The 26,648-nt window shown below is 55.4% G+C and carries 15 protein-coding genes and 1 other RNA gene; 6 read left to right on the top strand and 10 right to left on the bottom strand.

Annotated elements, in window-relative coordinates; genetic code table 11:
- Window positions 1–62 precede the first annotated feature (62 nt).
- From AC1RR7_RS18915 to ssrA, 6 genes are all read left to right on the top strand, one after another.
- A complete protein-coding gene (locus AC1RR7_RS18915) occupies window positions 63–887 on the top strand; it encodes a (Fe-S)-binding protein (protein WP_493158168.1) in 825 nt (274 codons plus the stop codon).
- On the top strand, window positions 884–2,338 hold the full coding sequence (locus tag AC1RR7_RS18910; RefSeq protein ID WP_493158167.1) for a LutB/LldF family L-lactate oxidation iron-sulfur protein: 1,455 nt from the start codon (window positions 884–886) through the stop codon (window positions 2,336–2,338). The genes AC1RR7_RS18915 and AC1RR7_RS18910 overlap by 4 nt, the downstream gene beginning before the upstream one ends.
- Window positions 2,338–3,009 (top strand): LutC/YkgG family protein, encoded by a 672-nt coding sequence (locus tag AC1RR7_RS18905; RefSeq protein ID WP_493158166.1) that lies wholly within the window; start codon window positions 2,338–2,340, stop codon window positions 3,007–3,009. The genes AC1RR7_RS18910 and AC1RR7_RS18905 overlap by 1 nt, the downstream gene beginning before the upstream one ends.
- The gene (locus tag AC1RR7_RS18900) at window positions 3,006–5,828 is read left to right on the top strand and encodes an FAD-binding and (Fe-S)-binding domain-containing protein (RefSeq protein WP_493158165.1); all 2,823 of its coding nucleotides are present in this window, start codon (window positions 3,006–3,008) and stop codon (window positions 5,826–5,828) included. Before AC1RR7_RS18905 ends, AC1RR7_RS18900 begins: the two co-directional genes overlap by 4 nt.
- A gap of 127 nt (window positions 5,829–5,955) precedes the next feature.
- Entirely contained in the window at window positions 5,956–6,234 is a 279-nt protein-coding gene (locus tag AC1RR7_RS18895) for a PA2433 domain-containing protein (RefSeq protein WP_096818788.1), read from the top strand.
- Window positions 6,235–6,330: 96 nt separating this feature from the next.
- Window positions 6,331–6,720, top strand: a transfer-messenger RNA (tmRNA) gene (ssrA, locus tag AC1RR7_RS18890).
- 323 nt (window positions 6,721–7,043) lie between these two features.
- Here ssrA and AC1RR7_RS18885 read toward each other — a convergent pair.
- The 10 genes from AC1RR7_RS18885 to zorA1 all read right to left on the bottom strand — a co-directional run bounded on the left by AC1RR7_RS18885 (window position 7,044) and on the right by zorA1 (window position 26,299).
- On the bottom strand, window positions 7,044–7,760 hold the full coding sequence (locus AC1RR7_RS18885) for a M48 family metallopeptidase (protein WP_493158164.1): 717 nt from the start codon (window positions 7,758–7,760) through the stop codon (window positions 7,044–7,046).
- Window positions 7,760–10,912 (bottom strand): type I restriction endonuclease subunit R, encoded by a 3,153-nt coding sequence (locus tag AC1RR7_RS18880; protein ID WP_493158163.1) that lies wholly within the window; start codon window positions 10,910–10,912, stop codon window positions 7,760–7,762. The genes AC1RR7_RS18885 and AC1RR7_RS18880 overlap by 1 nt, the downstream gene beginning before the upstream one ends.
- A gap of 19 nt (window positions 10,913–10,931) precedes the next feature.
- Window positions 10,932–12,905 carry a DUF262 domain-containing protein gene (locus AC1RR7_RS18875; protein WP_493158162.1) on the bottom strand — a complete coding sequence of 658 codons (1,974 nt, stop codon included), beginning with the start codon at window positions 12,903–12,905 and terminating at the stop codon, window positions 10,932–10,934.
- On the bottom strand, window positions 12,898–14,307 hold the full coding sequence (locus tag AC1RR7_RS18870; protein WP_493158161.1) for a DUF262 domain-containing protein: 1,410 nt from the start codon (window positions 14,305–14,307) through the stop codon (window positions 12,898–12,900). Before AC1RR7_RS18870 ends, AC1RR7_RS18875 begins: the two co-directional genes overlap by 8 nt.
- Complete coding sequence (locus tag AC1RR7_RS18865) at window positions 14,304–15,554, bottom strand: restriction endonuclease subunit S (RefSeq protein ID WP_493158160.1); 1,251 nt, start codon at window positions 15,552–15,554, stop codon at window positions 14,304–14,306. The genes AC1RR7_RS18870 and AC1RR7_RS18865 overlap by 4 nt, the downstream gene beginning before the upstream one ends.
- Window positions 15,545–18,022, bottom strand: a complete 2,478-nt coding sequence (locus AC1RR7_RS18860) for a type I restriction-modification system subunit M (RefSeq protein ID WP_493158159.1) — start codon at window positions 18,020–18,022, stop codon at window positions 15,545–15,547. The genes AC1RR7_RS18865 and AC1RR7_RS18860 overlap by 10 nt, the downstream gene beginning before the upstream one ends.
- A 454-nt stretch (window positions 18,023–18,476) precedes the next feature.
- Window positions 18,477–21,725, bottom strand: a complete 3,249-nt coding sequence (gene zorD, locus AC1RR7_RS18855; protein WP_493158158.1) for a type I Zorya anti-phage system protein ZorD — start codon at window positions 21,723–21,725, stop codon at window positions 18,477–18,479.
- Complete coding sequence (gene zorC, locus AC1RR7_RS18850; protein WP_493158157.1) at window positions 21,725–23,353, bottom strand: type I Zorya anti-phage system protein ZorC; 1,629 nt, start codon at window positions 23,351–23,353, stop codon at window positions 21,725–21,727. Before zorC ends, zorD begins: the two co-directional genes overlap by 1 nt.
- Entirely contained in the window at window positions 23,350–24,093 is a 744-nt protein-coding gene (gene zorB1 / locus AC1RR7_RS18845; protein WP_493158156.1) for a type I Zorya anti-phage system protein ZorB1, read from the bottom strand. The genes zorC and zorB1 overlap by 4 nt, the downstream gene beginning before the upstream one ends.
- A 13-nt stretch (window positions 24,094–24,106) precedes the next feature.
- The gene (zorA1, locus tag AC1RR7_RS18840; protein ID WP_493158155.1) at window positions 24,107–26,299 is read right to left on the bottom strand and encodes a type I Zorya anti-phage system protein ZorA1; all 2,193 of its coding nucleotides are present in this window, start codon (window positions 26,297–26,299) and stop codon (window positions 24,107–24,109) included.
- Window positions 26,300–26,648: the final 349 nt, after the last annotated feature.

Here is a 26,648-nt window from a genome sequence, read left to right as displayed (position 1 = left end):
ACGCGCTTTATATTCGGCAGCCTCAACAGACGGATAACCGGGCCCACCCGGAGACACGCCTGATGAGCGAGCTTTTTTACAACGCTGTGCCCAACGCCACTCGCGTTGCACCGCCACTGCCCGAGCCCCGGCAATACCCGAGCGAGAAACCGTCGCGGGTCTACCTGTTCGGCACCTGCGTGGTGGACCTGTTTTATCCCGAAGCCGGGATGGACGCGATCCATTTGCTGGAACGCGAGGGCATTCGGGTCGACTACCCGCAAGGGCAGAGCTGCTGCGGACAACCGGCCTACACCTCGGGTTACACCGAGCAGGCGCGGACGGTGGCGCGCTCGCAACTGGCGCTGTTTGCCGGCGATTTTCCGGTGGTGGTGCCGTCAGGTTCCTGCGCAGGAATGCTGCGCGAGCATTACGCCGACTTGTTCAAGGACGAGCCGGAAACGTTGGAACAGGTTCAGGCCCTCGCGGCCCGCACCTATGAATTGGCCGAGTTCCTGCTGTTCGTCTGCAAGGTGCAGCTCAAGGACAGCGGCGAGCCGGTCAAGGTGGCGCTGCACACCTCGTGTTCGGCGCGACGGGAAATGAATACCCACCTGCACGGCCGCGAGTTGTTGGCGCAGTTGAGCAACGTGGAACGGGTCAATCACGATCACGAAAGCGAATGCTGTGGCTTCGGTGGGACATTCAGCGTCCGTATGCCAGACATTTCCGGCGCGATGGTGGCTGACAAGACCCGAGCGTTGAAGGAATCCGGTGCGCATCAGGTACTCAGTGCCGACTGTGGCTGCTTGATGAACATCAACGGCTCGCTGGAAAAACAGAAGGAAGCGCTGCGCGGGCAACACCTGGCGAGCTTCCTCTGGCAACGAACCGGAGGTGCGCGATGAGCACTTCCACGATTATTCCTACGGTTGCCGTAGAAGAAGACTTCCGCACCCGGGCACACAACGCCCTGGGCGATTCGCAGTTGCGGAACAACTTCCGCACCGCGATGGATTCACTGATGACAAAGCGGGCAGCGGCTTTCAGCGATGCCCACGAAAGAGAACACCTGCGCGAACTGGGCAATGCAATCCGTGCCCGCGCGCTCTCCAAGTTGCCCGACCTGCTCGAGCAACTGGAACAGAACCTGACCCGCAACGGTGTGACAGTGCACTGGGCGGAAACGGTGGACGAGGCCAATGGCATCGTCCTTTCGATCATCCGCGCTCACGAGGCGCGGCAAGTGATCAAGGGCAAATCGATGGTCAGCGAAGAGATGGAGATGAACCATTTCCTCGAGGCTCGGGACATTGAATGTCTGGAGTCCGACATGGGGGAGTACATCGTCCAGCTCGACCACGAGAAGCCTTCTCACATAATCATGCCGGCAATCCACAAGAATGCCGGTCAGGTCGCGTCCTTGTTCCACGACAAACTTGGCGTGGAATACACCAAGGACGTTGACCAACTCATTCAGATCGGTCGCAGGGTCCTGCGGCAGAAATTTTTCGAAGCGGACATCGGCGTCTCCGGCGTCAACTTCGCCGTGGCCGAAACCGGCACCTTGCTGCTGGTGGAAAACGAAGGCAACGGGCGCATGACCACTACTGTGCCGCCGGTGCACATCGCCGTCACCGGCATCGAAAAGGTCGTGGAAAACCTGCGCGACGTGGTGCCACTGCTGTCATTGCTGACCCGCTCGGCGCTGGGCATTCCGATCACCACCTACGTCAACATGATCTCCGGCCCGCGCAAGGAACACGAACTCGACGGCCCACAGGAAGTGCATCTGGTGTTGCTCGACAACGGTCGCAGCCAGGCCTTCGCCGACAGCGAACTGCGCCAGACCCTGAATTGCATCCGTTGCGGCGCCTGCATGAATCATTGCCCGGTCTACACCCGTGTCGGCGGCCATACCTATGGCGAGGTTTACCCCGGCCCGATCGGCAAAATCATCACTCCGCACATGGTCGGCCTGGCGAAAGTCCCGGATCACCCGAGCGCGTCTTCGTTGTGCGGCGCCTGCGGTGAAGTCTGCCCGGTGAAAATTCCGATCCCTGCTTTGCTGCGCCGCCTGCGCGAAGAGAACGTCAAAGCCCCCGACAGTCCTCACCAAGTGATGCGCGGCCAAGGCAGCAAGTATTCGCGCAAGGAACGCTTTATCTGGAACTCCTGGGCGAAGCTCAACAGCTCGCCGACTTTGTATCGGCTGTTTGCGTTTTTCGCCACGCGCCTGCGTGCCCTGGCGCCGAACAACGTCGGCCCGTGGACGCAGAATCACAGCGCTCCGAAACCCGCCGCCCGCTCACTGCATGACATGGCTCGCGAGCATCTGGCCAAACAAGGAGACCGTTGATGAGCGCCAAGCAAAACATCCTCGGCAAGTTACGCAAAAGTCTGACAGGCACCACACCGATTACCGACAACTTCGATGTCGATCTGGTGACCCAGCCTTACACCTACAGCGCCGAACAACGCATCCCGCAGTTGCGCAAACTGATGGAAGCGGTGCACACCGAAATCCACCTGACGTCTGCTGATGCGTGGCCGGCGCTGCTGGCGCAATTGTTGCGCGACCGTCAGTTGCCGAGCCTGCTGATCGCACCGACTACGCCTCATGGGCAGCGCATCACACAGCACTGGGCGAACAATCCTGATCTGCCGACTCTGAAATCCTACGACCGGCCAATGGAAGACTGGAAAGCCGAGCTGTTCAACGACACCCCGGCCAGCCTCACCGGCACCCTCGGCGCCATCGCTGCTACCGGCAGCCTGATTCTGTGGTCGACCCGCGAAGAACCACGACTGATGAGCCTGGTACCGCCGGTGCATTTTGCGCTGCTCAAGGCCAGTCAGATCCGCGACAACTTCTATCAAGTGCAACAGGAATTCGAGTGGGCGCAGGGCATGCCGACCAATGCATTGCTGGTGTCCGGCCCGTCGAAAACCGCCGATATTGAACAAGTGCTGGCCTACGGCGCCCACGGCCCGAAAGACCTGGTGGTGTTGATCCTGGAGGACCAATGACTTTACCGGCGACTTTCCTGCGTGATGCGCAGCAACTGATCCCTGCCGAGCGCCGCTTCGATGATCCATTGTCGACTCTGGCATTCGGCACCGATGCCAGCTTCTACCGACTGATTCCGCAACTGGTGATCCGCGTCGAATCCGAAGATGAAGTGGTGGCGCTGCTGAAACTGGCCCAGCGTGATCAGGTCCCGGTGACCTTCCGCGCCGCCGGCACCAGCCTGTCCGGCCAGGCGATCAGCGATTCGGTGCTGATCGTGCTGGGGGATAACTGGAATGCCCGTGAGATCCGAGGGCAAGGCACGCAGATCCGCCTGCAACCGGGCGTGATCGGCGCCCAGGCTAACGCATGGCTCGCGCCATTCGGGCGCAAGATCGGTCCGGATCCCGCGTCGATCAACGCCTGCAAGATCGGCGGCATCGTCGCCAACAACGCCAGCGGCATGTGCTGCGGCACTGCACAAAATACCTATCACACGCTGGCGGGCATTCGTCTGGTTTTGGCCGACGGAACCCGACTCGACACCGAGGACGCTTCCAGTGTCGCGGCGTTTCGAACGAGCCACGGTGAATTGCTGGAACGCCTGGCAACACTGGGCCGCGAGACCCGCGCCAATGCCGAACTGGCTGCGCGAATCCGCCACAAATACCGTCTGAAAAATACCACCGGCCTGTCGCTTAATGCCCTGGTGGATTTCGATGAGCCTGTGGATATCTTGAGCCACTTGCTGGTCGGCTCCGAAGGCACACTCGGCTTCATCAGCGCGGTAACGTACGACACGGTGATTGACCATCCGAACAAGGCGTCGGCGCTGATCGTTTTCCCCGACGTGGAAACCTGTTGCAACGCCGTCACCGTGCTGAAAAGCCAACCGGTGTCTGCCGTGGAGCTGCTGGATCGCCGCAGTCTACGCTCGGTGCAGGACAAACCCGGCATGCCGGATTTCGTACAGCAGCTGTCGAACAATGCCTGCGCACTGTTGATCGAATCCCGCGCCGCCTCTTCCACGTTGCTGCAGGAACAACTGGCGCAAATCATGGCCTCGCTCGGCGGCTTCCCGGTGGAAAAGCAGGTCGACTTCACCGAAGACCCGGTCGAGAACGCCCGACTCTGGGCGATCCGCAAGGACACCTTCCCCGCCGTCGGCGCCGTGCGCAAGACCGGCACCACGGTGATCATCGAAGACGTGACCTTCCCGGTGGAACAACTGGCCATCGGCGTGAATCGCCTGATCGAGCTGTTCGACAAACATCACTACGACGAAGCGATCCTTTTCGGACACGCGCTGGAAGGCAATCTGCACTTCGTCTTCACCCAAGGCTTCAACAGCCCGGAAGAAGTCGCACGCTATCAGGCGTTCATGGACGACGTGGCGCAGCTGGTGGCCGTGGAGTTCGGCGGTTCGCTGAAGGCCGAACACGGCACCGGGCGCAACATGGCGCCGTTTGTCGAACTGGAATGGGGCAGCGATGCCTATCAATTGATGTGGCAGCTCAAGCGCCTGCTCGATCCCCAAGGCATTCTCAACCCGGACGTAGTGCTCAGCGAAGATCCACAGATCCACCTCAAGCACCTGAAGCCGCTGCCTGCCGCCGATGAGATTGTGGATAAGTGCATCGAATGCGGTTTCTGTGAGCCGGTTTGCCCGTCGAAGGGCCTGACCCTGAGCCCCCGCCAGCGCATCGTGATCTGGCGCGACATTCAGGCGCGAAAACGCGCCGGGATCGACACCACCGAACTGGAAAAAGCCTACGAGTACCAGGGCATAGAAACCTGCGCCGCGACCGGTTTGTGTGCGCAGCGTTGCCCTGTAGGCATCAATACCGGTGAGCTGGTGAAAAAGCTGCGCAGCCGTCACGCCACGCACACGAAAACGGCCAACTGGATCGAAGGAAATTTCGCCACCACCCTGCAAGGAGCGCGCTTCACCCTGCACGTGGCCAACGGTGCGCGGATGTTGCTGGGAGCACCGCGTCTGGCGAAGTTTTCAGCGACGCTGACACGCTTGTCCAAAGGCCTGGTGCCGCAGTGGACCAACGCGATGCCGCAACCGGAAAAAGCCATTCGCCTCAGTACAACGGTGTCGGACGAACGCCCGCGCGTGGTGTATCTGGCGGCCTGCGTGTCGCGGGTGATGGGCCCCGCAGTGGGCGACAAGGAACAGATGTCGCTGTACGACAAAACCCGTGGCCTGCTGGAGAAGGCCGGTTATCAGGTGGTGTTCCCGGACAATCTGGACAACCTCTGCTGTGGCCAGCCGTTCGCTTCCAAAGGCTATGCCGAACAGGCCGAGCACAAGCGTCAGGAACTGATCGGCGCCTTGCTCCACGCCAGCCGCGGCGGACTCGACCCGATCTATTGCGACACCAGCCCCTGCACATTGCGACTGGTGCAGGATGTGGGAAATGTTCGCCTTGATCTGTATGACCCTGTGCGATTCATCCGTACGCATCTGATGGATCGTCTGGATTTCACTCCGCAGGAAGCACCGATTGCCGTTCATGTGACGTGCAGCACGCAACATCTGGGGGAAAGCCAGGCGCTGATCGATCTGGCGCGCAAGTGCAGCAAGAACGTGGTGATCCCAGAAGGCATTCATTGCTGTGGTTTTGCCGGCGACAAGGGCTTCACCACACCGGAACTCAACAGCCATTCCCTTCGCACCCTCAAGGATGCGGTGCAGCATTGCAGCGAAGGGATTTCCACCAGCCGCACCTGTGAGATCGGTCTGACACAACATGGCGGCATCGACTACCACGGCCTGGTGTATCTGGTGGATCGAGTGACCCGGGCCAAACCCCGAGAAACCATCATCTGAAGAAAAATAGAACCCTTGCGAGCGACCGCAGTCCACAGAACAAGCCCCGCTGACGGGGCTTTTCCTCCATTCGGTTGCCCGTCCTGACGGCCAGCGAAGTCTGGATCCTCAGTTCAAGGAGATTCATATGAAACGTTCTGTACTGTTAGGTCTGTTCGTTACTGCCTCGATGATGGCGTCTGCTTCGTTTGCCGCTGACAAGCCTGCCAGCCTTTGCGATACCAATATCCAGACCATCAACAATGCCAAGGGGCAGCTGTCATCGTCGCCCGAATTGAGTCAGCGTGCCGAGGCCAGTGTGCAGAAGGCACAGGCGCTCAAAGCCCAGGGCAAGATTGACGACTGCGTTGCGGAAACCCAGCAAACCATTCTGGAAATCCGAAAATCCAGTGGCACCAACAATTGATCGAAGTCGCGGCCAACCTTCGGGTTGGCCTTGACGGTCGATTGGCGTACACTGCACAGGCTTGCTGCTCTTCGAGATGTACAGAGTACCAGGCTCGGGGCCGTTTAGGATTCGACGCCGGTTGCGAAACTTTAGGTGCATGCCGACTTGGTAACAGAAGTCGTAAATCCACTGTTGCAACTACTTATAGTTGCCAATGACGACCAATACGGTGCTGCTCTCGCTGCTTAATTGCAGCTGACATGCACTCCTGGTACCTTCGGGTCCAGCAATCATCAGGGGATGTCTGTAAACCCAAAATGATTGTCATATAGAACAGAATCGCCGTGCAGTACGTTGTGGACGAAGCGGCTAAAACTTACACAACTCGCCCAAAGCACCCTGCCCGTCGGGTCGCTGAGGGTTAACTTAATAGACACGGCTACGCATGTAGTACCGACAGCGGAGTACTGGCGGACGGGGGTTCAAATCCCCCCGGCTCCACCAACTCTACAAAAAAGACGTCCTCGGACGTCTTTTTTTGTGCCTGCGATTCGGTGCTGATTTAGGGAATTCAAATCAGCACCTGCTTTTTCGGCCAACGAGTCTTTTTACGCAGGCATATAAAAATAGCTCAACGGCACCAATCGCTTGGTTTCTGGATCAGCAGCCGGATTTTGACCACTACAAAACCGTCTTAGGCTATTGGCAGGGAAGTCATTCCATGCCAGCCACTTTTTGCATTGAACGCTATTACTACTGACATTATCGACAATGGTCTCTGTAATTGACGTCAGCAGGTAAATAGTTTTGTGGTGGCTTGAGCAGCGTTACTCGCTCCAAACCTCGGCAGCCAACGGCAACTCATTCAACTCGGCACGGGCCTCACGCCACGTTGGAAAATGCTCCCCAAGGATGGAGATAAAGCGCTCATTGTGGGTGGGTTCGAGTAAGTGAACCATCTCGTGAACGATCACGTACTCAAGCAGGTCTTTCGGTTTCTTCACCAGCTCGGTGTTCAGTCGAATGTTCCCTGCTTGATGGTTGCAGCTGCCCCATTTGGTTTTCATCCGCTGCAGGTAATAACCAGCCACCTTTACCTTCAGCTTGCACTCCCACTTCCTGATCAATACAGGCACAACGGCGTGCAGTTGCAGCTTCTGCCATTCGTGCATCACTTCTGCGCGTTTTTGTGCATCGCTGCCTGGGCGGACATTCAAGGTAATGCGCTTGTGGTCGAGCGCCACCGATGGCTTCGCATCTTGATGGTTAACCACCATCAGGTAGCGTCGCCCCCAGATATAGTGGCTTTCTCTTCCCACAAACTCACGCGGCGCCTCACGCGCCTGCGCTTCCAGTTTGCTCTGCTGCTCGCGAATCCAGCCCAGCCGGGAAATAGCATAAGCCCGAGCGACTTCAATCCGAGTATTTGTTGGGGCGACTAACGTTACCCGCCCCTCGGGTGGGTGCACGCTCAGGTGCACGTTCTTGATGTCCTTCCTGGTCACCGAAATTGAAATATCGCCCAGCTCAATAATCTCGTTCATCAATAACCCAGTTGGTTCTTGATGATCTCGAATATCGCAGAAGTCGCTACACGGTCACGCCCCATCAGAGGGAACAGCGCGTTAAGAACCTGCGCTTCCCGCGCAGAGTCTCCTCGCCAGGATGAAGGAGCCGATCCGCGCATCGCCAGATCAATATCCAAAGCCAGTTTCACCTTTGCCTCGTCATCTATCGGACACTGGAAGGTTGTCGTTTCAATGCTGTCCAGATTGTTGAACAACACGATGGCTTCCCGACGCCCGCTCAGTGCAGTTGGAGAGTTTCCTCGACCCTTCTGCGCCAGCTGTTTGACCAGCGCCTCTGCCTTGCGCAGGAACGCCTCGTAAGCGGCTGCATCTTCACGGCTCTGCTTAATCAGATCCTCGAGCAGCCTCGACATACCCTCGTAGAACTTCGGGTCTGTCAGTTGCTCTCGAATGATGGTTTTACGTACGTTGTTGATAATGCCCTCAGCAATCGCACCCTTGGAGAGGTTGCCTTTGGCGTTGAGCTTTTTGGCAATGGCATCGTGAACGCCAGTCTGAACGATCAATTCAACCAGTGAGAAATTATCGACCGTGCTCATCGAGTCGGCGTGGTCTGCCTGAATATAAGTATTGAGTAAATGCCGCATGTCCGCTTCGAATGGCTTGATATCCAACTCCTCACCGGAATGTTTCTTGATCGCCTCACGCACGTCTGCATAGAACTGCACCTCAGTCTGCAGCCTCCCCGCTTCAGCAGTCGAGTAACCTGCTTCGGTGAGGTTCTGCGCCAAGTCGGCAAACGCCCGCACAAATGAAGCCACCGCCTTATAGAAGGACACCCGCAGTACTTCAGTCTCATTCAGACCATTGGCGTTAGCGGCAGCACCACAGAAGTAATGGATAAACTGCTCAATCTCGCGCGGAGGTGCCACGGGGGCGCACAAGTAACTCAATGCCTCACGGGCAGCATCCAGTTGCTTCTTCCCTTCGACCAGCCAGTTCTTCAGCTCAACGTTGTTATTGCCCCCGCTGCCTACGTCGACATCCAACTCGTCAGAGGTGTACACCGAAATGGCGTCTTGCACATCGCCGAACAGCTCTTTGAAGTCGACGATATAGCCAAAGTCCTTGTCATCGCCGTCGAGTCGGTTGGTGCGGCAAATGGCTTGGAACAGGTTATGGTCCCGCAGCTCGTTATCCAGATAGATATAGGAGCAACTAGGCGCATCGAAACCAGTCAGCAGCTTACTGACCACGATGAGTAGCTTCAGGTTGGCAGGTTCCTCAATGAAGCGACGCTTGGTCTCTTCTTCATAAGCGGTGGTGGTCTGGCCCGGCTTCAGCACGTACTGCATGTAAGTATCGAACTTGTAACGCTCATCGCTTTGTGCCGGCTCGCGGGAGATTACGTTGTGGTTCGGCTCATAGGACGTGATGATGCCGCAGTAAGGGCCAAACGAGGTGGTCTCAAACAAACGGAAGTAATGACAGGCATCGTAGATGCTGGCTGCCACCAGAATGGCGGTACCCCGATTGTTGTTCAGCCGCGGCTTCAGACTGAAGTCCTCAATGATGCTGGCAATGATGCGCTGCTTGCGTTCACCGGCGCTCATTAACGCTTCCATGGTCGCCCAGCGCTTGCGCAGGATCGACTTCTGGTAGTTATTCAATGCTTTGGTTTTCTGTTCGAACCAGGCATCGATAGCCTTTTGCGAGGTCAAACGTTGCGGTACATCGCGCGCTTCGTACTTAAGGTCCAGCACCACTTTGTCCGCCACGGCTTCGTGGAACTTGTAGGTGTGGATGTATGTACCGAATACATCGCGCGTAGTCTGTTTGTCCTTGCGCAGCAACGGTGTACCGGAAAAGCCGATAAACAGGGCATTGGCCAGCCACTGCTTCATTTGCTTGTTCATGTCACCGCCCTGGGTGCGGTGACATTCATCCACGAATACATAGAAGCGCCCATACATGGGCGGCGGCGGTACGCTGAGATCCGGTTCAAACTTGTGCAACAGTGCACAGAGCAGGCGCGGCGAGGGAGCGGAAAGCTTTTGCACAAAATCGGCACGGGAGGTAATACGTGGCGAGGGCGAGTCATTGCCAATTACCCCGGCATTTCGCATCACCCCGGATATTTGCTTGTCCAGCTCATCGCGATCGGTGATGACCAGAATGCGCGCCTCAGGATCATGCTCCAGCAACCACTTGGCGATCAGCACCATCAGAATGCTCTTGCCGCTGCCCTGGGTATGCCAGATAACCCCACCCTCTTTACGACGAACTCGCTCTTGCGCGGCCTTCACTGCGGCGTATTGATGAGGGCGCGGAACCTTCTTGATGCCTGCATCGAAGATGCTGAAGTTGCGAATCAGATCGAGTAAACGAGACTTCTCGCACATCTGCGCCAGTGGGACATCCAGCAAGTAACCAGACAGCGGCATTTCTGCACCCGGTAGCACTTGGTAGCGAGCAGGCATCTCCTGCAAGGTATTGAGCTCTTCAAACTCGGCGCTGAGTGAAGTCGTCTTCCACTCAACAAAAAACTCGGCACGGGTAGTCGCGGTGCCATAGCGCAAACCCTGAGAGTCACTGCCAGCGAAGACCAATTGCACTGTACTGAAGAAGCCTTTATTGAAGATTTCCTCCTGGTTGGTGATCAACTGGTTAATACCATCGGCCACCTCAACCGAACTGCGCTTGAGCTCAATCACGCCGATGGCGATACCGTTCAGATAAATCACCAGATCAGGACGGCGCTCATAGCCTCCGCGCAAGGTCACTTCCTCGGCAATGGCGAAGTCATTGCATTCAGGGTGCTCCCAATCAACCAGATGCACCGTTTCGTGCGCCTGCCCCACAGCTACCTGTACCGGCACGCCATAACGCAGCAGCTGGTAGGTACGCAAATTAGCCTGATACAGCGTGATGCCCGTGGAATCAGCAGCACTCATCAGCTTGTGCAACGCAGCTGATATTTGCGCATCGGAGTAACCCCGCTGCTTCAGGTTTGCCTGCAGCAGCTCGACTTCAATGTTGCGATTTTGCCCACGCTTGCTCCACTCGCCCAGGTAGTTGTAGCCAAGACAATCAGGCCGCGAGGTGTCCGTAAACAAGGCCACAATACGATTCTGGGTGCGACGTTCGGAGCGAGGTTGTTGAATCATCAGGTGCATCCTGCAGGGTTTACTCGGATTCATGTTTGTTGACGAGACTGTTGAGCAACACGTTGTTCATTTGTTCGGAATGGGCGCGTATGGCGTCGGCATCCCAGGATTCTGTTTCCATCATCAGATACTGTTTGACGCTATCGATGGTGTTGTTTTTATAAAACTCTTTCTTGGCCGAAGGCATGAAATTGCTCAAGCGAGAGTTCTTACTGTGGCTGATCAGGCACAGATTACCGAACGAGTTAAGCGTGTCAGCATCCAGCTGAATTTGTCCATCTAGCGGACGCTGCGGGTAGTAATGCTCAACCGAACTACGGAAGGTGAATTCGTAAGATTTAACCGACTCCCTTGCCCTGTGTTCAAGCCAAAGCAAGTAATCAAGAAAGTTGAACACCAGGTTGTTTTCGATGTTGCCGAACGTCAGCCGAGACTCAATCGTCTCTGCCGCAATACTCTCACGACGTGTCTGACAGACGCCCCGGTTGGTATAAATCATCGCAAAGTAGTCCTGGCCTACATCTGGGGCCAGAAAGCGATCAAAGACAAACGCCTTGGCGACCGACTCCATGTGCTGCAGATAAACCTGAGCCTCAATCTGTTCAACATAAAACAGGTGAAACAGCGCCGCATTCAGCCAGTGCTTGTAAACCAGCGTTGGCGTAGAAACATGAAACGCTGACAGCAGCATCAGGATGCGACGGTTGATGTCTTCGCTGCCATCCTCCTCACCGAAGGTATTCACATAACTCCCACGCCCCGCCCGGCTACGTTCTCCGCCGTCACTCCATTTGAAGCGTTTAAGGCTCCAGCCATCAGCGCCCTTGATGAACTCACGCTTGATTACATACTGGTCAAACAGATACTTGCAGCGCAGCAGGCTAAAGGTAAAACGCCTCACTGCGGCTACAGGATCTGGCTGCTTGAGTACATAAGTTTCAAAGGTATCGAGCAGACGTTTGTCATCCAATGGGATGTCGGCTTTCGTATCGACACGCAGTACATGCAACAGGAAGTTCGGGAAGTTGATAACCGTGCTGAAACGCTCTGGCGCGTCCTCACTTGACTCATCCTGCTTCACTGCAACCGGCGTCTTAGCAATGATCTGATCAAGCGTTAAGCGGGTTTCCTGCTTGGCCGCTACCTCTTGCGAACTGTGCAGCGCAGCCCGCAGCGCATCAAAGTCAGCAAGCTCAAACCGTCCCCAGTCCTTGTCGCCAAAAATGCTGCCACGTTGGCCAGGCGTGAAGCCCATTTGCACATAGCGCTCCATGTTCGCGCAGGCTTCCCAAACGGCATGCAGGCAGTTCTGGCTCTGCTCGCAGCCCTGCAACTCCTTCATCATCCGCGCCTTGAGCACCTCATGTTTTTCCAGCTGCTCACCGCGGTTATTCATGATCTCGAAGTAATGGTTCAGGTCGGTATCCGCCGGGACCTTCACCCGCATGATTTGCACGTAGCGGAACAGATAGTCGGCAAACTGCTGAGGTGAAACGTCGTTCTCTTTCAGCTTCAGGGGCAAGACTTTCTGGATAAGGCGGTAGCCATTGAGGATGCCGATATTGATCTGCTTCTTAGTCAAAACGCCTGCAGGGTCGTCGTTGAATTTCTTCTCGAAGATGGCCGCAAAGGTTGCACGCGAATGCTCGCGGCTATCGAAGTGGATACTCAGGCTTGAATACCAGGCAAGATCGACAGCCTTGGTGTTCTTCAGAAATGACGTCAGCAACGACAGGGTCGTCAGGCGCTGTTGGCCGTCAATGGTTTCAAACACCGGTGTTTTACTATCCGGGCGCTCATACACCACTAAGGTGCCAATGTAATAATTGCGCGCGTTATCGTCCTTCTTCGGCAGGTAATCGATCACGTCCTGAATCAGCTGAGTGATTTCGCCCTCCTCCCAGGCGTAATTACGTTGATACATCGGGATGACGTACTCATCCCGACCGCTGAGCAGCGCCTTGATGGAGAGCTGACTGATTTCGCTACTCATAATATTTCATCGCCTTGAACAGAGCTTCGATCTCGCCGGTTCTGGTTGACTTCTGGCCGCTCAATACCGGCAGGCTGCAGTTAATAAAGTCCGCAGGACGTGTGGCGTCCTTGATCAACCGGAATAGATTGTTCTCCAACACGTGGTTATCCATGCTGGCTAGCTGCACGACCTGCATCTTCAAGCGCAGGCTGTAGGCCCAGATGAAAATCTTCTCGATGGCACGGGAGATTTCTGCCTGACCGAACTTGTCGATGTAGTAAATCAACAGGCAATCGAACATCGCCCGTACGTAACAATCGCCGGTGCGGGTTCTTGCCGGATAGCTATTGAGGGTATCCATGATGGTTTTCGCATAGCCATCAAGCCCTTCAGCACCCACCAGTTCATGCCCGTTCCAGGACTCGGTGCTGATCTGCGCCACTTTGCCCTGATAGTGGCTGATCAGCTCAAAGAAGCGTCGGCCATTGATGATGATCTGATCCAAGTGGAAGGGAAAACCAAGCTCGCGCGAGTCGATCTTGCGCTCGTACTGTCCGTTGTAGTTATCGACAAAATGGTGGGCGATACGTAACTGCTCTACATAGGGGTAGCTGGACACTGTGTCGATATTCACGCCCTTGAATAAGTCGCTGTCATCCTTGCTGAAGTAACGCGCTGAAACCCCTTTCGACCAATTACGGATCCGGTACAGGTATTGCGAAAACAGCGTGGCCAACTCATCGGTATCAGTGTTTTCCCAATGCGCCACTGTGGCTGCCTTCAACTGCTCGTCACCCGGGCTGAACTCACGCAGATGGTAAGCCTTGAGCAAGTCATGAGGCTCCAGATCCCGGCCCCGCGCATTTTGCGAGTCGAAAAACTGGAAGGCTTCCGATACATCGTTAAGCGTCACGGCGACGACTTGGCATTTGTTCAGAAAGAAGTCGATATGCGCCTCAGTGAAGTCCGCACGAGAAACGATGCGGGCCACCTCAAGGTAATTACTGTGGATATTCTTCTGCGAGATCTCGCTGGTAAATCCGGGGTTCACCATCTCTTGCTCAAGCTCCATCAGACGTTCACGCAAGTCTTTGCGTTCGAGCTTCTTTGCTTTGTTCCGCCGGATCAGCGCACGGGCCGCCAGCAGCAGGCTGATAGTGCGCTGCTGGCCGTCGACGATGTTCTTTGTCTCACCATTCTGGTGAAAAACGATGGTGCCCAAACGGTAAGCCGACTTGTCCTTATGGATGGCGATATCGGAGAACAGTTGATTGATGTTCTTGGCGTTCCACTTGTAGGGGCGCTGGTACTGGGGGATATCCAGCGCAGAATCCATGAGCAGTTCGTAAACGCTGATGATCTTGCTGGATAGCTCAGTAGCCGGTATCGCTTGAGTCGCGTCCATGCTCAGGTTGGTCATAGCAGTCGGATTCTTCCGGTTAGCAGCTCTTGCATCATGCCTTGCTTAAGGGAGCGGGTTTTGGCTAGGCGTTGTTCCAGCGCAGCCAGCTCGGCGTCCATGTCGGCCAACACGGCGACGATAGCCTTCTGTTCAGGCATGCGGGGCAAAAGAAGCAGTGACTTTAGCATCGCCACCTTTGACAGGTTGTAGCGAGTCGAGCCTTGAGCCAGTGACTTCATCATTTCGCGGCCCGATTTACTTCTGAAGTAATAGGCTAAGTACAAACCATCCGTTTCCACCGCTTCGCGAAAACGGAAGCCAAAACAAAAACTGTTCAAGAAAAGGTTGGAAACGTCCTCGGCTAATATGGAACACAAGGCGACCTCTTCTGGCGTCTCTGATGAACCGTTGAAAAGCAAATCACCTTTCATAACGCGGTTTTGCGATTCAGTTGGCGAGACTTTCACACGCTCGAATGCATCACACTTAATAACCACATTGCTCATCACATTCATAAAGGTGATGTACTGACCTGAACCTTCACCGAAGTCCGCCTTGGACTTGCCCGTCAACCCCCCGAATATGAAGCCAAGCTCACCAAGAGCCTTAAACTCCCACTTACCGTGAAAGCCAGGCAGCCTGACTTTTCCGGTTAGGAGTTGTTGCATTGTGGCCTGTTTGAGATTGCGCTTCTTGGAGATAAGCCGCTCCAGAGCTCTCAACAGTGCATCCACATCATTCAACGCCGTCGCTACTGCGCGCTGTTCGGCCTCAGGCGGCAAAAGGATAGAAATAGAACGGACAAGCGATCCGTTGAGATTCTCTTGATTCCCTGTATTACTGAGATTCCTTATGGTGTCGTATTGGCTCGCGAGAAGGTAGAAGATGAACTCACGAGAAACTCCGTAATGCAGTGAAATAGCTGCACACGCTTGGTTTGTGGCGGCTTCGATGCCAAGAATACCGACCTTTCCTCGTGTCTTGCCTTGGCCGTACAGCGCCATAAGAAGCGTTCCACGTGGCATTATTTTTGCTGGAGAATTGTTGAGTCCTTCCTTAGTAATGAACTGCTCAGCATGAGTGATCGTGCAGGCATCAACCTCTGACGTGGTAACCCAAGGAATATCACCGCCCCAATATTGGCTATTCGTCCGACTAGGTGTTCCACCTGAAGTGATAGTAGCGATTTCACCTAGTGCCCTCACTTCCCACTCCTCGGGGATGACGCCCATCTCTGTTTGCTTATATCCCAGCTTCACTGCCATACCGCCCCCATCTTTTTCAGATGTTCTTCCACACGACTGGCAAGCATGGCCACTTCATCGGTGAGCTGTGGCAGCGGTGTGGCGTAGCGCTCACTCAGCTCGCGGATGCGTCCGGTCAGAGTCTGAGAGACTCGGTCGAGTTCGCCCTGCACAGCAGCGGCCAAGGTAGCCAACCATTTATCATCCACCACTAGGCTTTTGATCTCGTCCTCGCCAAGCAATGGGTATTTCGCGTGGATCTTGTTCTCCAGGTCTTCCTCAGCCCTTTTGAGCTCGGCCTTAAGGCTGCCTTGCTGATCGATCAAGGCATCGTATTCGGCCAATACCTTGAATTCATCCTCATAATCCGGATCCAAACCAATCTCGCGTTGACGTGCCTTGATCGCTTTGGCGGTGACCTTCTGCTTATCACCCTCGCCTTCAACCACCTCGCTAAGCGAGCCATCCTCACCGCTATGCTCTTCGAGCATTTCACTCATGCTCTGCTCAACGCTGGCCAGTTGGGCTTCAAGGTCTTCAATAGCGTTACGCTCAGCCATGAAATAGCGGCCAATCAAAATCTCGACCGGAATCAGATCTGACTTGAAGCGGCGCTTGCCTTGGCAGTAGTCATGCTTCTCGGCCCAACCCAGTTTGTTGTTTTTATCCTTCACCTTGAAGATTTCGCGCGCTTTAGCAGCCGCTTTCCAGCCATCGGCGCTGATCAGATAGCAGTCGTCCTGCATGGTCTCGGCCCAGTAGTCCATCAGGTGCTGATAGATGTCGTAATGGTCGAGCAAAGGCGCTTTCGCGAATGCACTGAGCAGGTCTTCGGACAGCGTGGCAATCAGCTCCTTTGGGTGGCTGTTGACCGCAAAGCTCTTCAACTGAGGGACGCTGTCCCCCAGCCAGTGATTGAACAGCTTATCCACATCGGCCTTGAAGGCCGTGAATTGCGGATGACCGAAAATAACCGATTTCACCTCAGGGCTAACCAGCTCAAAGTAACCGGGATGGCTGGCCGGCTTGAACAACGCCGCACGCAGCGCTGGCATCACCTGCCAGTAGCTGTCAAAGGCGTCGATATCACGCTCGGGAATGCCACCGCGCAAATGGCCGTCGATATCTTGAATATCCTCAGGCTCGGTACTGTCGATGTAACGCGGCAGGTTGAGGTTGAAGTCGTTCTTCGGGTCGCTGATTTCATCGAAGCTCACCATACGCGCGTAGCGTGGGTCGCTCTCATCCATCCGGAGAAAGGTATCGACGATCTTGTGCACATCCTGATCACGCAGGCGATTCTTCGGGCCGTCCTTGATGAAGCCCTTGGCGGCATCGATCATGAAAATGCCTTTGCGCGCACTGGCGTTTTCCTTGTCCAGTACCAGGATGCAAGCCGGAATGCCTGTGCCGAAAAACAGGTTGGCCGGCAGGCCGATAATGGCTTTGAGGTAGCCAGAGCGCACCAGTTGCTCACGGATCACAGCTTCGGCATTGCCGCGAAACAGCACGCCGTGAGGCAGAATACAGGCGCCTTTGCCGGTACTTTTCAGTGAACGAATGATGTGCAGCAAAAAGGCATAGTCGCCCTGTTTTGCTGGTGGCTCCCCCCAGGCAAAGCGCTGGTAGGGGTCATTGGTTGGCGTCAGCCCGACGCTCCAGCTCTTGACCGAGAACGGCGGGTTGGCCACAACGTAGTCATAGGTACGCAGCTGCTCGCCATCCTTGAACTTGGGCGTGGACAGTGTGTTGCCCTGCAGAATGTTGGCGGTCGGGAAGTCGTGCAGGATCATGTTCATGCGAGCAAGACCGGCGGTGGTCACGTCCATCTCCTGCCCCTCCAGGGTGATGTGCTTACCCGCCTGGTCGGCCACCTTCAGCAACAGGGAGCCGGAGCCGCAAGTCGGGTCGTAGACACTGGTTTTGGCCACCGTATTGGCCGGGCTGATACCGATGACCTGAGCGATCACGCGGCTGACCTCGGACGGGGTATAGAACTGCCCTTTGCTCTTGCCACTTTCGCTGGCGAAGTGACGCATCAGATATTCGTAGGCGTCGCCAAGAATGTCGTCGTTATCAGCGCGGTTCTTTGAGAAATCCAGCTCGGGTTTCTCAAAGATGGCCACCAGATTGGTCAGGCGCTGGACCATCGCATCGCCTTCGCCCAGCTTGTTTGGGTCGTTGAAGTCGGGGAAGTCACTGCGCGCAAGCCGGCTGTTGGCATCGATCAACGGCTGGATGATCTGTGTGTTGATCTTGTCACCGATATTGGCCTTGCCCTTGAGAGCAATCATGTCCTTGAAACTGGCTCCCGGCGGAATCGTCACCGGCGGCGCGAAATCATCCGAGTTACCGTACTTGTCGGAGATGTACTTGATGAACAGCATGAAAAGGACGTAGTCCTTGTACTGGCTGGCATCCATCCCGCCGCGCAACTCGTCGCACGAGGCCCAGAGGGAGGAGTAAAGATCGGATTTCTTGATAGCCATTGGCAATCCTGACAGGAGTAAAGAGTAAGTGCGCAGGCGCTCCCTGTTGCGCGCTCGGAAAAATTTCCATGGCGCCAACGTTAGACAGGAGTCGACAGATATTTGTATCGAAGCGGAGCTTTACCTGCGGTTAATCGGTGAACCTTATCTACTTCGGTTTCGTCGGACCAGTACTTCGCTCTTATTTCTGATCTTCATCCACTACCACAAGTCAATCACACGGAAAGTCGCAGAAAGTGGACGACAGACCTGGATGCCGCGCACGGTAAGCCGCTGAGCGTTCAACGCGAATACTGGACATATGCACAGGCAAGCACTCCACTCATATCCCGATGACGCTATGTCGCCAAGCAAGCGCCACTTCGCTTTTTTTGATCATTTGCAATGCTGGGGATGAACTTACCTACACCCATTATTGACATATCGGCGTGTACTGGCTTCCAGCGAGTCGGGTTCAGTGTGCGTTCAGCACAGCCTCAAAATCCGCAGCCTGAATTTCCGAAGCCCCACTCAACATGTCCCGTGCCAACGCCCGTCGCTTACTTAGCAACTCATCCAGCGTCGCCTCAAACGTCGGCATCGCCGCATCACGAACTGTCGGATAGTAAACATACACATCCTTCTGCTGCCCAATCCGATAGGCCCGATCCGTCGCTTGATCTTCCTTGGCCGGGTTCCAGCAACGCGTGAAGTGAATGACGTGGTTGGCAGCCTGCACGTTCACCCCGAATCCAACAGCAATAGTGGACAGGATGATGACAGCAAAACCTGGCAGCTCCTGAAATTGGTCGATCAGCCTCTGCCGGCTATTAGCGCTTTGACTGCTGGTACTGGTGTCACCATTGATCACGGTCGCCCGAAAGCCGAAATGCTGCTGAATCGCGTGCTGCAGTTCACGCTGAATATCACGCAGCTCGGTAAAGACGATGACCTTGTCGCCGTTGCCGGCCCTTTTGATCGACTCGAGCGTCTGCATCAACCATTGCAGCTTCGGCGAGTTGTCGCGCAACCGAATGTCTGGCTGAACGCTGTAAGGATGGGCACAAATCAGCTTGAGCTTGTGCAGCAACCCAAGCATGCCGGAGGTCTTTTGGTCGAGCTGTTCTTCGATCTGCTGCTTCTGGCTGTATGCCGATATTTCGGACAGGTACAGATTGCGCTGCAAAGCATGCATGCCAAGTAAACGACATGCTGCGTCTTCGATTTTGGCCGGCAGGTCCTTGGCAATATCTTGCTTGGTTCGGCGCAAAGTCTGCGGATCGATAAGCCCACGCAAGCGATCCAGGGCAACAGTGTCACGCTCCAACGCAGCTTCGATTGGGCGCTGATATTCGCGACCAAATTGGTTCAACCCGCCCAGGAATCCTGGCTGAATGAAGTCAAACAGACACCAGAGATCGATCAGGGTGTTCTCAACAGGTGTACCGGTACACGCCACTCGAAACCGTGCCGGAATGGCTTTTATCGCCTGAGTCACCAGTGCAGCAGGGTTCTTCAGCTTCTGCGCTTCGTCACACACGACGATGGACCATTGCTGGCGCGCCAGGGAGAACTCCTGATCACGCAGTGTTTCGTAAGTCGTCAGGACTATTCGGGCGTCGCCCATCCAACCTGGACGCAGCAAGTTCTTGATGCCTTTGGCTTTCAAGTCCGCAGGGATTTCTTCTTTCTTGAACTTCACTGCACTCAAGGCTGGGCCATACAGTTTCAACACAGGCAGCGCGTCAGCAAAGAAGAACCGGTGAAGCTCTCGCTCCCAGTTATCGAGCAATGAGACCGGAGCGACGATCAGTGTTGGCTGATCCTGTGGGTACTGCTCCAGGTACCAGACCAGAAAGGTAAGAAGTTGAATCGTTTTCCCAAGCCCCATGTCATCGGCGAGCAAGCAACCCGACACGTCCGAGGGGGACAAGCGGAACAAATGCTGCAACCACGCCACACCTTGAAGCTGATGCTCGCGCAGGACGACTTCTGGCTTAAGCAGGCCAGGCAACTCTGGCGTTGCATCCAAAGCGGCGCGTAACGCTGCTTGACGCACTTGAACGTAGGTCGGCTCATCAATGTTATGGCCGATTTGCAGTACGGCGCGCCCAACTTTTTCCAGTTGCGCGCCCTGGCCGGTCTCGACAGGTGCGATCTTCTTCGACCAAGCATCAAACAGTAGCTCGGCAGCGGCAATCGAGAGAGGCGTCTCGAACTCTGGCAAAAAGACCGTTTCATCACCGGCCGCGCGGGCTTCGTCCAGCCGCTGCTCAAACGCTTCAAATTGAGTGCGGTCGGAAGGATCCCAACGCCCAAGGATTTCTGCGTCGATGCCAAGCGCCGCTACATCCTTAGGCAACCAGTTCTCGGTCGCCTCTTTTACCAGGAAAGGCGAAGTGATTCTTTCCGCTTCCCCAATGCCAGTCACACGGTCGCCGTAGAGAGACAGGTCCAGGACCGAGTCAAACTCGATACCGGCTGCTTCGTTTTGCCAACGTTTAAGCAGGTCATTGATACCTGCCAACTGGCGCAAATCAAAATCGCTGAGCTCCAGCTCATAGCCCTGCCAGAAGCCAGCAGGCATGCCAGCGGCCAACTTCAGTTGCAACTGATGAACGAGCGGCGCGAGTTCATGGGCCGCTTGGAACTCAATCTCGATGGGGGCTTGCGGAGTTGGCGAGATCGGTTCGAGCGTAAGTGTTACCTGCTCGATGCGCTGCCCTGCTTCATCAAGCTTGGGCTCCAGATGAAAGCGGTGAAAGAAAATACCAGCTTCAGCGAGCTCGTCTTCATATGTCTCGGAGTCCAGCACGTGCGCGGCACTTTCGCCGAGTGTGCTGTAGGGGTTACGGACGAATGAAAGGGCATCGTCGCCAGCGACCCGACGTCCGGGCAACGAGCGCACGTAATCCAATACTGATTTGACTTCAGGCTCAATCAGGACGTGGGTCAGCGATCCATCATCACCAGTTACCCGATATCGATCCTGAACCTGCCTGGCACCGTCAAAACTCTCAAGCCAGTTGTCCGGCTGGCCTTCGAAGCTTGGTTGCAGCTCGATAACCGGTGTGTCGCCCAGGGTAGACTTTCGCGGGTTAAGTCGAAGCTTTTCCGGTTTGATGACGACGGTCTTGTCCAGAAAGCCATCCATGCCAGCACCAGCCTTGCGCGCCAGCTTCCTGATGCTGGCCCAGCCGATCTGGTTGGTTACCTCACCTGGTTCATTTTGCTGAGCCAGGTAAAGCTGCCGTACTGCACCGGTCAGCTTCCAGGACGCCTCAGGCAGAATCTCGGTGTTTCCGTGATACTGAACAATGGCTCCCGTGCGCTGGACCTGCACATTGGCATTGGACTGCGGATCACGCCATCCACTGATAGAGACTCTGAAATCCCCGGAGGCAAGGCTGCCTTGACTGCTCAATTGAGGGATGAGGGCTGTCTGTGGCGGCAATCCCAGCAGCGGCAGGCTTGTTACGTGCTCTGGCTCATCCAGCAGTCGGTAGAGCTCATCCCATGTCAACAGCCAGCGATCACTCAGTTGGGAGACGAACTCCTCCTCTTCCAGCTGATCAAGATAACTCGCCAACGACCAGGATTCCGTGCTCTCCGCCAAGCTTAGGGGATAACAGATGCCCTGCTCCTCAATAGAAAAAACCGGCTCAAAATTTTCTACTGCCGAATTCGGCTGCAGGCCAATGCCTTTGAGGAAACGCTTGAGCATTACTGCCTCCAGAACCGTAGTGGCTGGTTATTGACGGGCCTGAAGCCCAGGCGTTGCAGCGCAGTTATGGCGGCCAAGTCATGGTCATCAAGCTGGACCTGAATTGCACCGCCGCGCTCGCGCTGATCATAGACCTTGTGTTTGACCGACTTCAGGGCTTCACGGACTTGTTCTTCTAAAAGCAATGGTTTGGCTGAACCTGCTGCTGCGGTCTGGCTCTGCACACGGATACCTAATTGCTCAAGGGCATAATCAAATTTGCTGAGCCAGCCCTCTATGCGATTCGGGCGGCTAGGTGCAGGCGAATGCCGCATTCGATCCTGTGCGCGGTCAGGCTGCTTCAGCTCACTCGTCAATTCGAGTTGTAACTTGTCTGGATTGAAAGGCGACTTGTCTGCTTGATACACATAGCAGGCATTACCCGTGCCGGAGAACTCCACAAAAAAGTAGTTCCCGATCTGCATGATGACGGCGTTGTTGTGACCGGGACCGCCTACCAGCCGGCTAAGGCGCCCTTTGTTCTTCTCTCGGAAATGGACGAAGTCTCGCCCGCTGTCATGCCAAGCATCCGAACCCATGACAATCCGGGTGTAACTCATCTGATTCGCAAAACGTAGCCAATAATGCAGGCGTGATTGATCGACCTCTGCTTCGCCTTTAAGCAGATTGAAGAAGTGCTCTAGGTCCTCCTTCGCAAACCACGCCACGACCATCGCACAGACATCTTTTTCAACATACTGCAGCCAGCTGTTTTGCCTCGAGCGGATCTGTGGGCTGCCCCAATTGTCGAGCGCGAGCTGCTTGAGCTGCGACGATGGTTTCTCCCGATAAGCTGCCAAGTGGTAACGCGACAGGCATGCACTCAGAATGTCGTTCATGTACCGCGGGTGCTGCCGGCCGATGTCGACCAGGTCGGCCAAGCGCTCAGAAAACTCGGCATCATCCAGCATGAAAATACGAGAAATCAGTACGCTGAAGATCCTGCGCCATAGCCAACTGTTGTCAGGGATCTGCGCAATCGTCTGCAATGCCGAAAGGTCGCTGATCTCGCCCTTGAACATCTGGTCACCCAGCTTGGCACCTGCCTGCTCGGAGAAAAGCTCCTGATGTTGCTGAACGATCTGCACCCACTCCTTCTCACGCTTCTGCTGATCCCTGACGCATTCGAAACCGAGCTGAACGTCTTCGCGCAACAGGCACCAATTGGCGTTCTGAGCAGGCGTAGCGGCGTCATACCCAAAGTAGCTGAAACACAGCGCCAGCCAATCCCGGCGGCTCAGCCTTCGCCTTTCAATACGCTGATGGACTTCTTCGTGCACCCGGGCGTAGAGCTGCTCGTCGTCCAGTATCGGCCCGACTCGCTCACTCTTGTCTGAAAGGCCGGCGAACACCAAGCGCCATTCCGAGGCGTTGAGTGGCAGTACATCGCGAAACTTGCGTATCGCAGCACGACGCTTTTCTTCGGGTGGCGGCAAAGCCTTTTCAGCGCGCTCGAATCGCTCGTAAAGATCGACTCCCGCAGCTACCAGACGGGGGAATCGCTCCAACAGTTCAGGGGCCTGCCCCGTGCGATATGCTGACAGACTGTGGCTAATTGCGGCGGAAAGCCTAGCGATTGAGCTGGTCATCGACTCATCGCCAACTGACATTTTTCCAGATCAGTGTTAGAGAAGACCGGCACATCTGGCTTGAGATTGCCTTCCTTCTCCTTTAAGCCAAAGAACTGCATACGCAACTCCACTCGCCGGCTTTCTTCCTTGGTGTCCTTTGCATTGTTGAAGGACACTCCACCCGCCAAAAACATCGATCTGATTTGCTGCTGGTGCTCCGGCGATAATCCGACCTGGAGCGGGCTGCGACTGTCGAGAAGGCTGCACATCACCCACTCCGAGCGCTGCAATGAAAGGTGCAAGTTGTAAAGGTAGGAACCGTCGGTGTCGGTCGATCCCTCGATCACAACCTGTTTGAACCACTTACGCCCCTCTTCACTGTTAGCCGCGTCCAGAATCATCGGCACGACCTCCTGAAGCGCCGATTGTCCATCGTTGCTCAGCGCATACTGGTTATGCCCAAAGCGTCCAGCATCGCCGAAGCTGATCCGGTTGTCTTTGCAGTCCACGATGATGGTCTTGCTGGCAGTCTTCGCCTTGAGGCTAAGGTGCTCGCAAATCTGACTGATATCCTTGCTACGCTGCTTCTCCCCCTGTTCCGCCTGGTTGATACGCTGTGTCACAGAACTCAACGCCGCCACCATGACCACGAGAAACAGAATCATCATTGCGGTCATCAAATCAGCGAAAGAGATCCAGAAAGGCTTTTCTCCCTCGTCCTTTGAACGGGCAGCCGAAGGCATTTGTTTACCAAACATCGACTAGCCTCCATTACCGCTTGATGCGTTCCATGATGTCGCCGAAGTCTTCGAGACTTTCCTTGACCCCTTCCACACCGCCAGCGAGGCTCTTGACTGCTTTATCGAGCTCGGTGTCGAGGCTACCAAGTGTTTGTCTCAACGCCCGATCCATGCCTTCACCAAATTCCTTGAAGCCGTTACCTAACACACCACTGATGTTTTCGAGGTATTCATACACTTCACGGTTAAGCGCCTGCATCCGCTCGCTCTGAACCTTCAGGTCCTGGAGATATTGGCTGCGACCGCTGGCTTCCCCTTGGGCACTGGCAACCACCCCTTCTATGACCGCAAGCGTTTTCGCTAACGCTTCACGACTGTTCCGGTAGTCCGCGACAACGGTATTCAGCTCACGCGATGCCTGTGCAAGTTCAGCCCCTGCGCCCTGAACTGTACCCATCAGTCCCGCAGTCGACTCACTGGCTCGTGCAACGCTTTGTCCAGCAGTTTCAAACCGCTCAGCCGCCGCCCGCATCTTGTCCGCACCCAGCTGCATACTGTGCAGATGCTGCTCAGTCTGGGCACTCAACGCATTGACGGTGTCCTGGGCCGACTTCTGTTGCTCGGAAACTGTTTGCAGCAACGCCTTGACCTGCTCATCGAGGCCACCAACCAGGTCGCGGGTACCTTGGTGCAGATCAGCCTGTGCGGCACGGGTGGATTGATCCATCTGCTGCTGACCATGCTCCAGTTGCTTGAAGACTGCCGAGAGCTGCTCACCCAGCACCTCAACGGAGCCCGCAATCTTGGCCATGGTTTCCTGTTGGCCTTGGCCGATGCTCTGTTTGATCGACTCGACAAAAGCCTGGAGATTCTCAGTCATTGCCTGTTGGCGAGCCTCGCTTTGAGCGAACAGCTTCTCCAATTGATCAGCCATTCGAGCGCCAGCCCCTTCCCCTTCGTTGCCGATACGGGCAACCGAGGCCTGAAGATTGGCGAGCATTTCGTTCATTCCCGCTTGCATGGCGTTTTGTCCGGCCTGCATGTCGGACAGAAGCTGGGCAATCATGGTCGCACTGCTTTGATTCGATGATTCGCTAGCCGACCGCATATCCTGAATCAGCGTCGAGAAACCTTGCTGCATCGATTGCATGGCAGTAACCGACTGGCCCATCAACTCGTGCAGGCCATTGAACTGTTGGCCGAACGTACCTTCAAGCTTGTTCATGAAAGCAACCAGTACATCCTGAAGCAGGTTCTGTACCTGCCCGGACTGATCGCCACTGGCGGCTTGCACCGCCCCCGCGATAGCTTCAAGCGGCGACTTGAGGCTGTTCTCGATTGCGCCGCTCACCTGATCGGCCAACAGCTGCCCAGAGTCACGGTACGTCGTCGACAAGGTATCTGCCAATTTGAGGCTTTCACGGACCTGAGTATCAACGAGGTTCTGCAACATTTCCCGCAGATCGGTAACCAGGCTGTCCTTCAACTGACGGGTTTGTACCGAGCTTTCAGCGCTTGATCGCACCAGCTCGGCCAGGTATTCCTCACCGACACCACTGTCAAAAAGCCCGTCGATTGTTTCATTGAATGCCTCAAGCAGCTTGTAGCAGTGCCCCAAGCGCCACTTTTCAGTAAGCGTGACGGCGATAGAGGCCATGATTGAAATGAAAGAGCCGATGAAAGCGAACAGCACATCTTTCAACAGCTTATCGACGCTGGCGTTAACCTGCTCAGGCGTGCTCGGGTCAAAGTGCTGAAGACCTAGCATCAAGCCGAAGAAAGTTCCGACAATCCCGATACCGGTCAGGATACCAGGCAGGTGTTTGTAGAATTCGGTCCCCAGCGGGGTATCAACCACACTTTGCGGTGAGAAGAAGTGTGCAGCACCGGCGGTGGCTCGCGATCGGACGAGTACCTGTTCACCCTCCTTGAGCTCGAACTGATCGTGTAGCGTTTCAGCATACTCGCGCCAGGAATGATCCAGTCTGCTGCCACTGAGCAGACGCTCCAGCTCAGCGCGCCGGAGAGGTGGAGCGAGAGTTTTCACGTTCCGCAAGCTAACAGTCAAACGTTTCAGCTGGGCACTAAGCTTGAATGACCTGCAGAAGTAACGAACAAAATACCAAGCGCAAAGAATGAAAACGAGACCAACAACCATTGTGGGTGCGATCAGCTGCTCAGAGCTTGCTGCACCCCATAGGTGCAACAACGTCGAAAAATCCATACCTTCCGCCTTCAATTAAGCATTTTTGATGTTCAGCAAGGCCGCATTACCAGCAGTGATGTGCCAATGACCAATCCAGTTGGATCAATGACAGCACCTTGCTAGGCGTGCGTTTCGGGGGTGCCACAAACTCGGAGTGAGCGGGCGCATTATGTGCAACCAAGAACCTTCCGTGGCCAAATGCTGGAGGATAATATCCTTATGACATCACCTTAGCCTGAGCCGTAACTGTCGTAAAGCTGAACCCTAGTTTCGGCATCCTGAAGCGAAGCGATTTTCCACGTTTACCTACTTAGCCTAGAGAGCAGCCCCCGAGGCGCATCTGATCGTGGTGAAAAAACTCAGGCAA

The organism is Pseudomonas sp. GW821-FHT11G12, assembly GCF_058808055.1.
This window is presented reverse-complemented; position numbering and strand designations above follow the sequence as displayed.

Bases quoted from the DNA above. Each gene is read 5' to 3' on its own strand.
- zorC (WP_493158157.1), bottom strand. From the start codon at position 23,353: ATGACCAGCTCAATCGCTAGGCTTTCCGCCGCAATTAGCCACAGTCTG.
- AC1RR7_RS18865 (WP_493158160.1), bottom strand. From the start codon at position 15,554: ATGGCAGTGAAGCTGGGATATAAGCAAACAGAGATGGGCGTCATCCCC.
- AC1RR7_RS18895 (WP_096818788.1), top strand. From the start codon at position 5,956: ATGAAACGTTCTGTACTGTTAGGTCTGTTCGTTACTGCCTCGATGATG.
- zorA1 (WP_493158155.1), bottom strand. From the start codon at position 26,299: ATGGATTTTTCGACGTTGTTGCACCTATGGGGTGCAGCAAGCTCTGAG.
- AC1RR7_RS18900 (WP_493158165.1), top strand. From the start codon at position 3,006: ATGACTTTACCGGCGACTTTCCTGCGTGATGCGCAGCAACTGATCCCT.
- AC1RR7_RS18915 (WP_493158168.1), top strand. From the start codon at position 63: ATGAGCGAGCTTTTTTACAACGCTGTGCCCAACGCCACTCGCGTTGCA.
- AC1RR7_RS18860 (WP_493158159.1), bottom strand. From the start codon at position 18,022: ATGGCTATCAAGAAATCCGATCTTTACTCCTCCCTCTGGGCCTCGTGC.
- AC1RR7_RS18910 (WP_493158167.1), top strand. From the start codon at position 884: ATGAGCACTTCCACGATTATTCCTACGGTTGCCGTAGAAGAAGACTTC.
- AC1RR7_RS18905 (WP_493158166.1), top strand. From the start codon at position 2,338: ATGAGCGCCAAGCAAAACATCCTCGGCAAGTTACGCAAAAGTCTGACA.
- zorB1 (WP_493158156.1), bottom strand. From the start codon at position 24,093: ATGTTTGGTAAACAAATGCCTTCGGCTGCCCGTTCAAAGGACGAGGGA.
- zorD (WP_493158158.1), bottom strand. From the start codon at position 21,725: ATGCTCAAGCGTTTCCTCAAAGGCATTGGCCTGCAGCCGAATTCGGCA.
- AC1RR7_RS18870 (WP_493158161.1), bottom strand. From the start codon at position 14,307: ATGACCAACCTGAGCATGGACGCGACTCAAGCGATACCGGCTACTGAG.
- AC1RR7_RS18875 (WP_493158162.1), bottom strand. From the start codon at position 12,905: ATGAGTAGCGAAATCAGTCAGCTCTCCATCAAGGCGCTGCTCAGCGGT.
- AC1RR7_RS18880 (WP_493158163.1), bottom strand. From the start codon at position 10,912: ATGATTCAACAACCTCGCTCCGAACGTCGCACCCAGAATCGTATTGTG.
- AC1RR7_RS18885 (WP_493158164.1), bottom strand. From the start codon at position 7,760: ATGAACGAGATTATTGAGCTGGGCGATATTTCAATTTCGGTGACCAGG.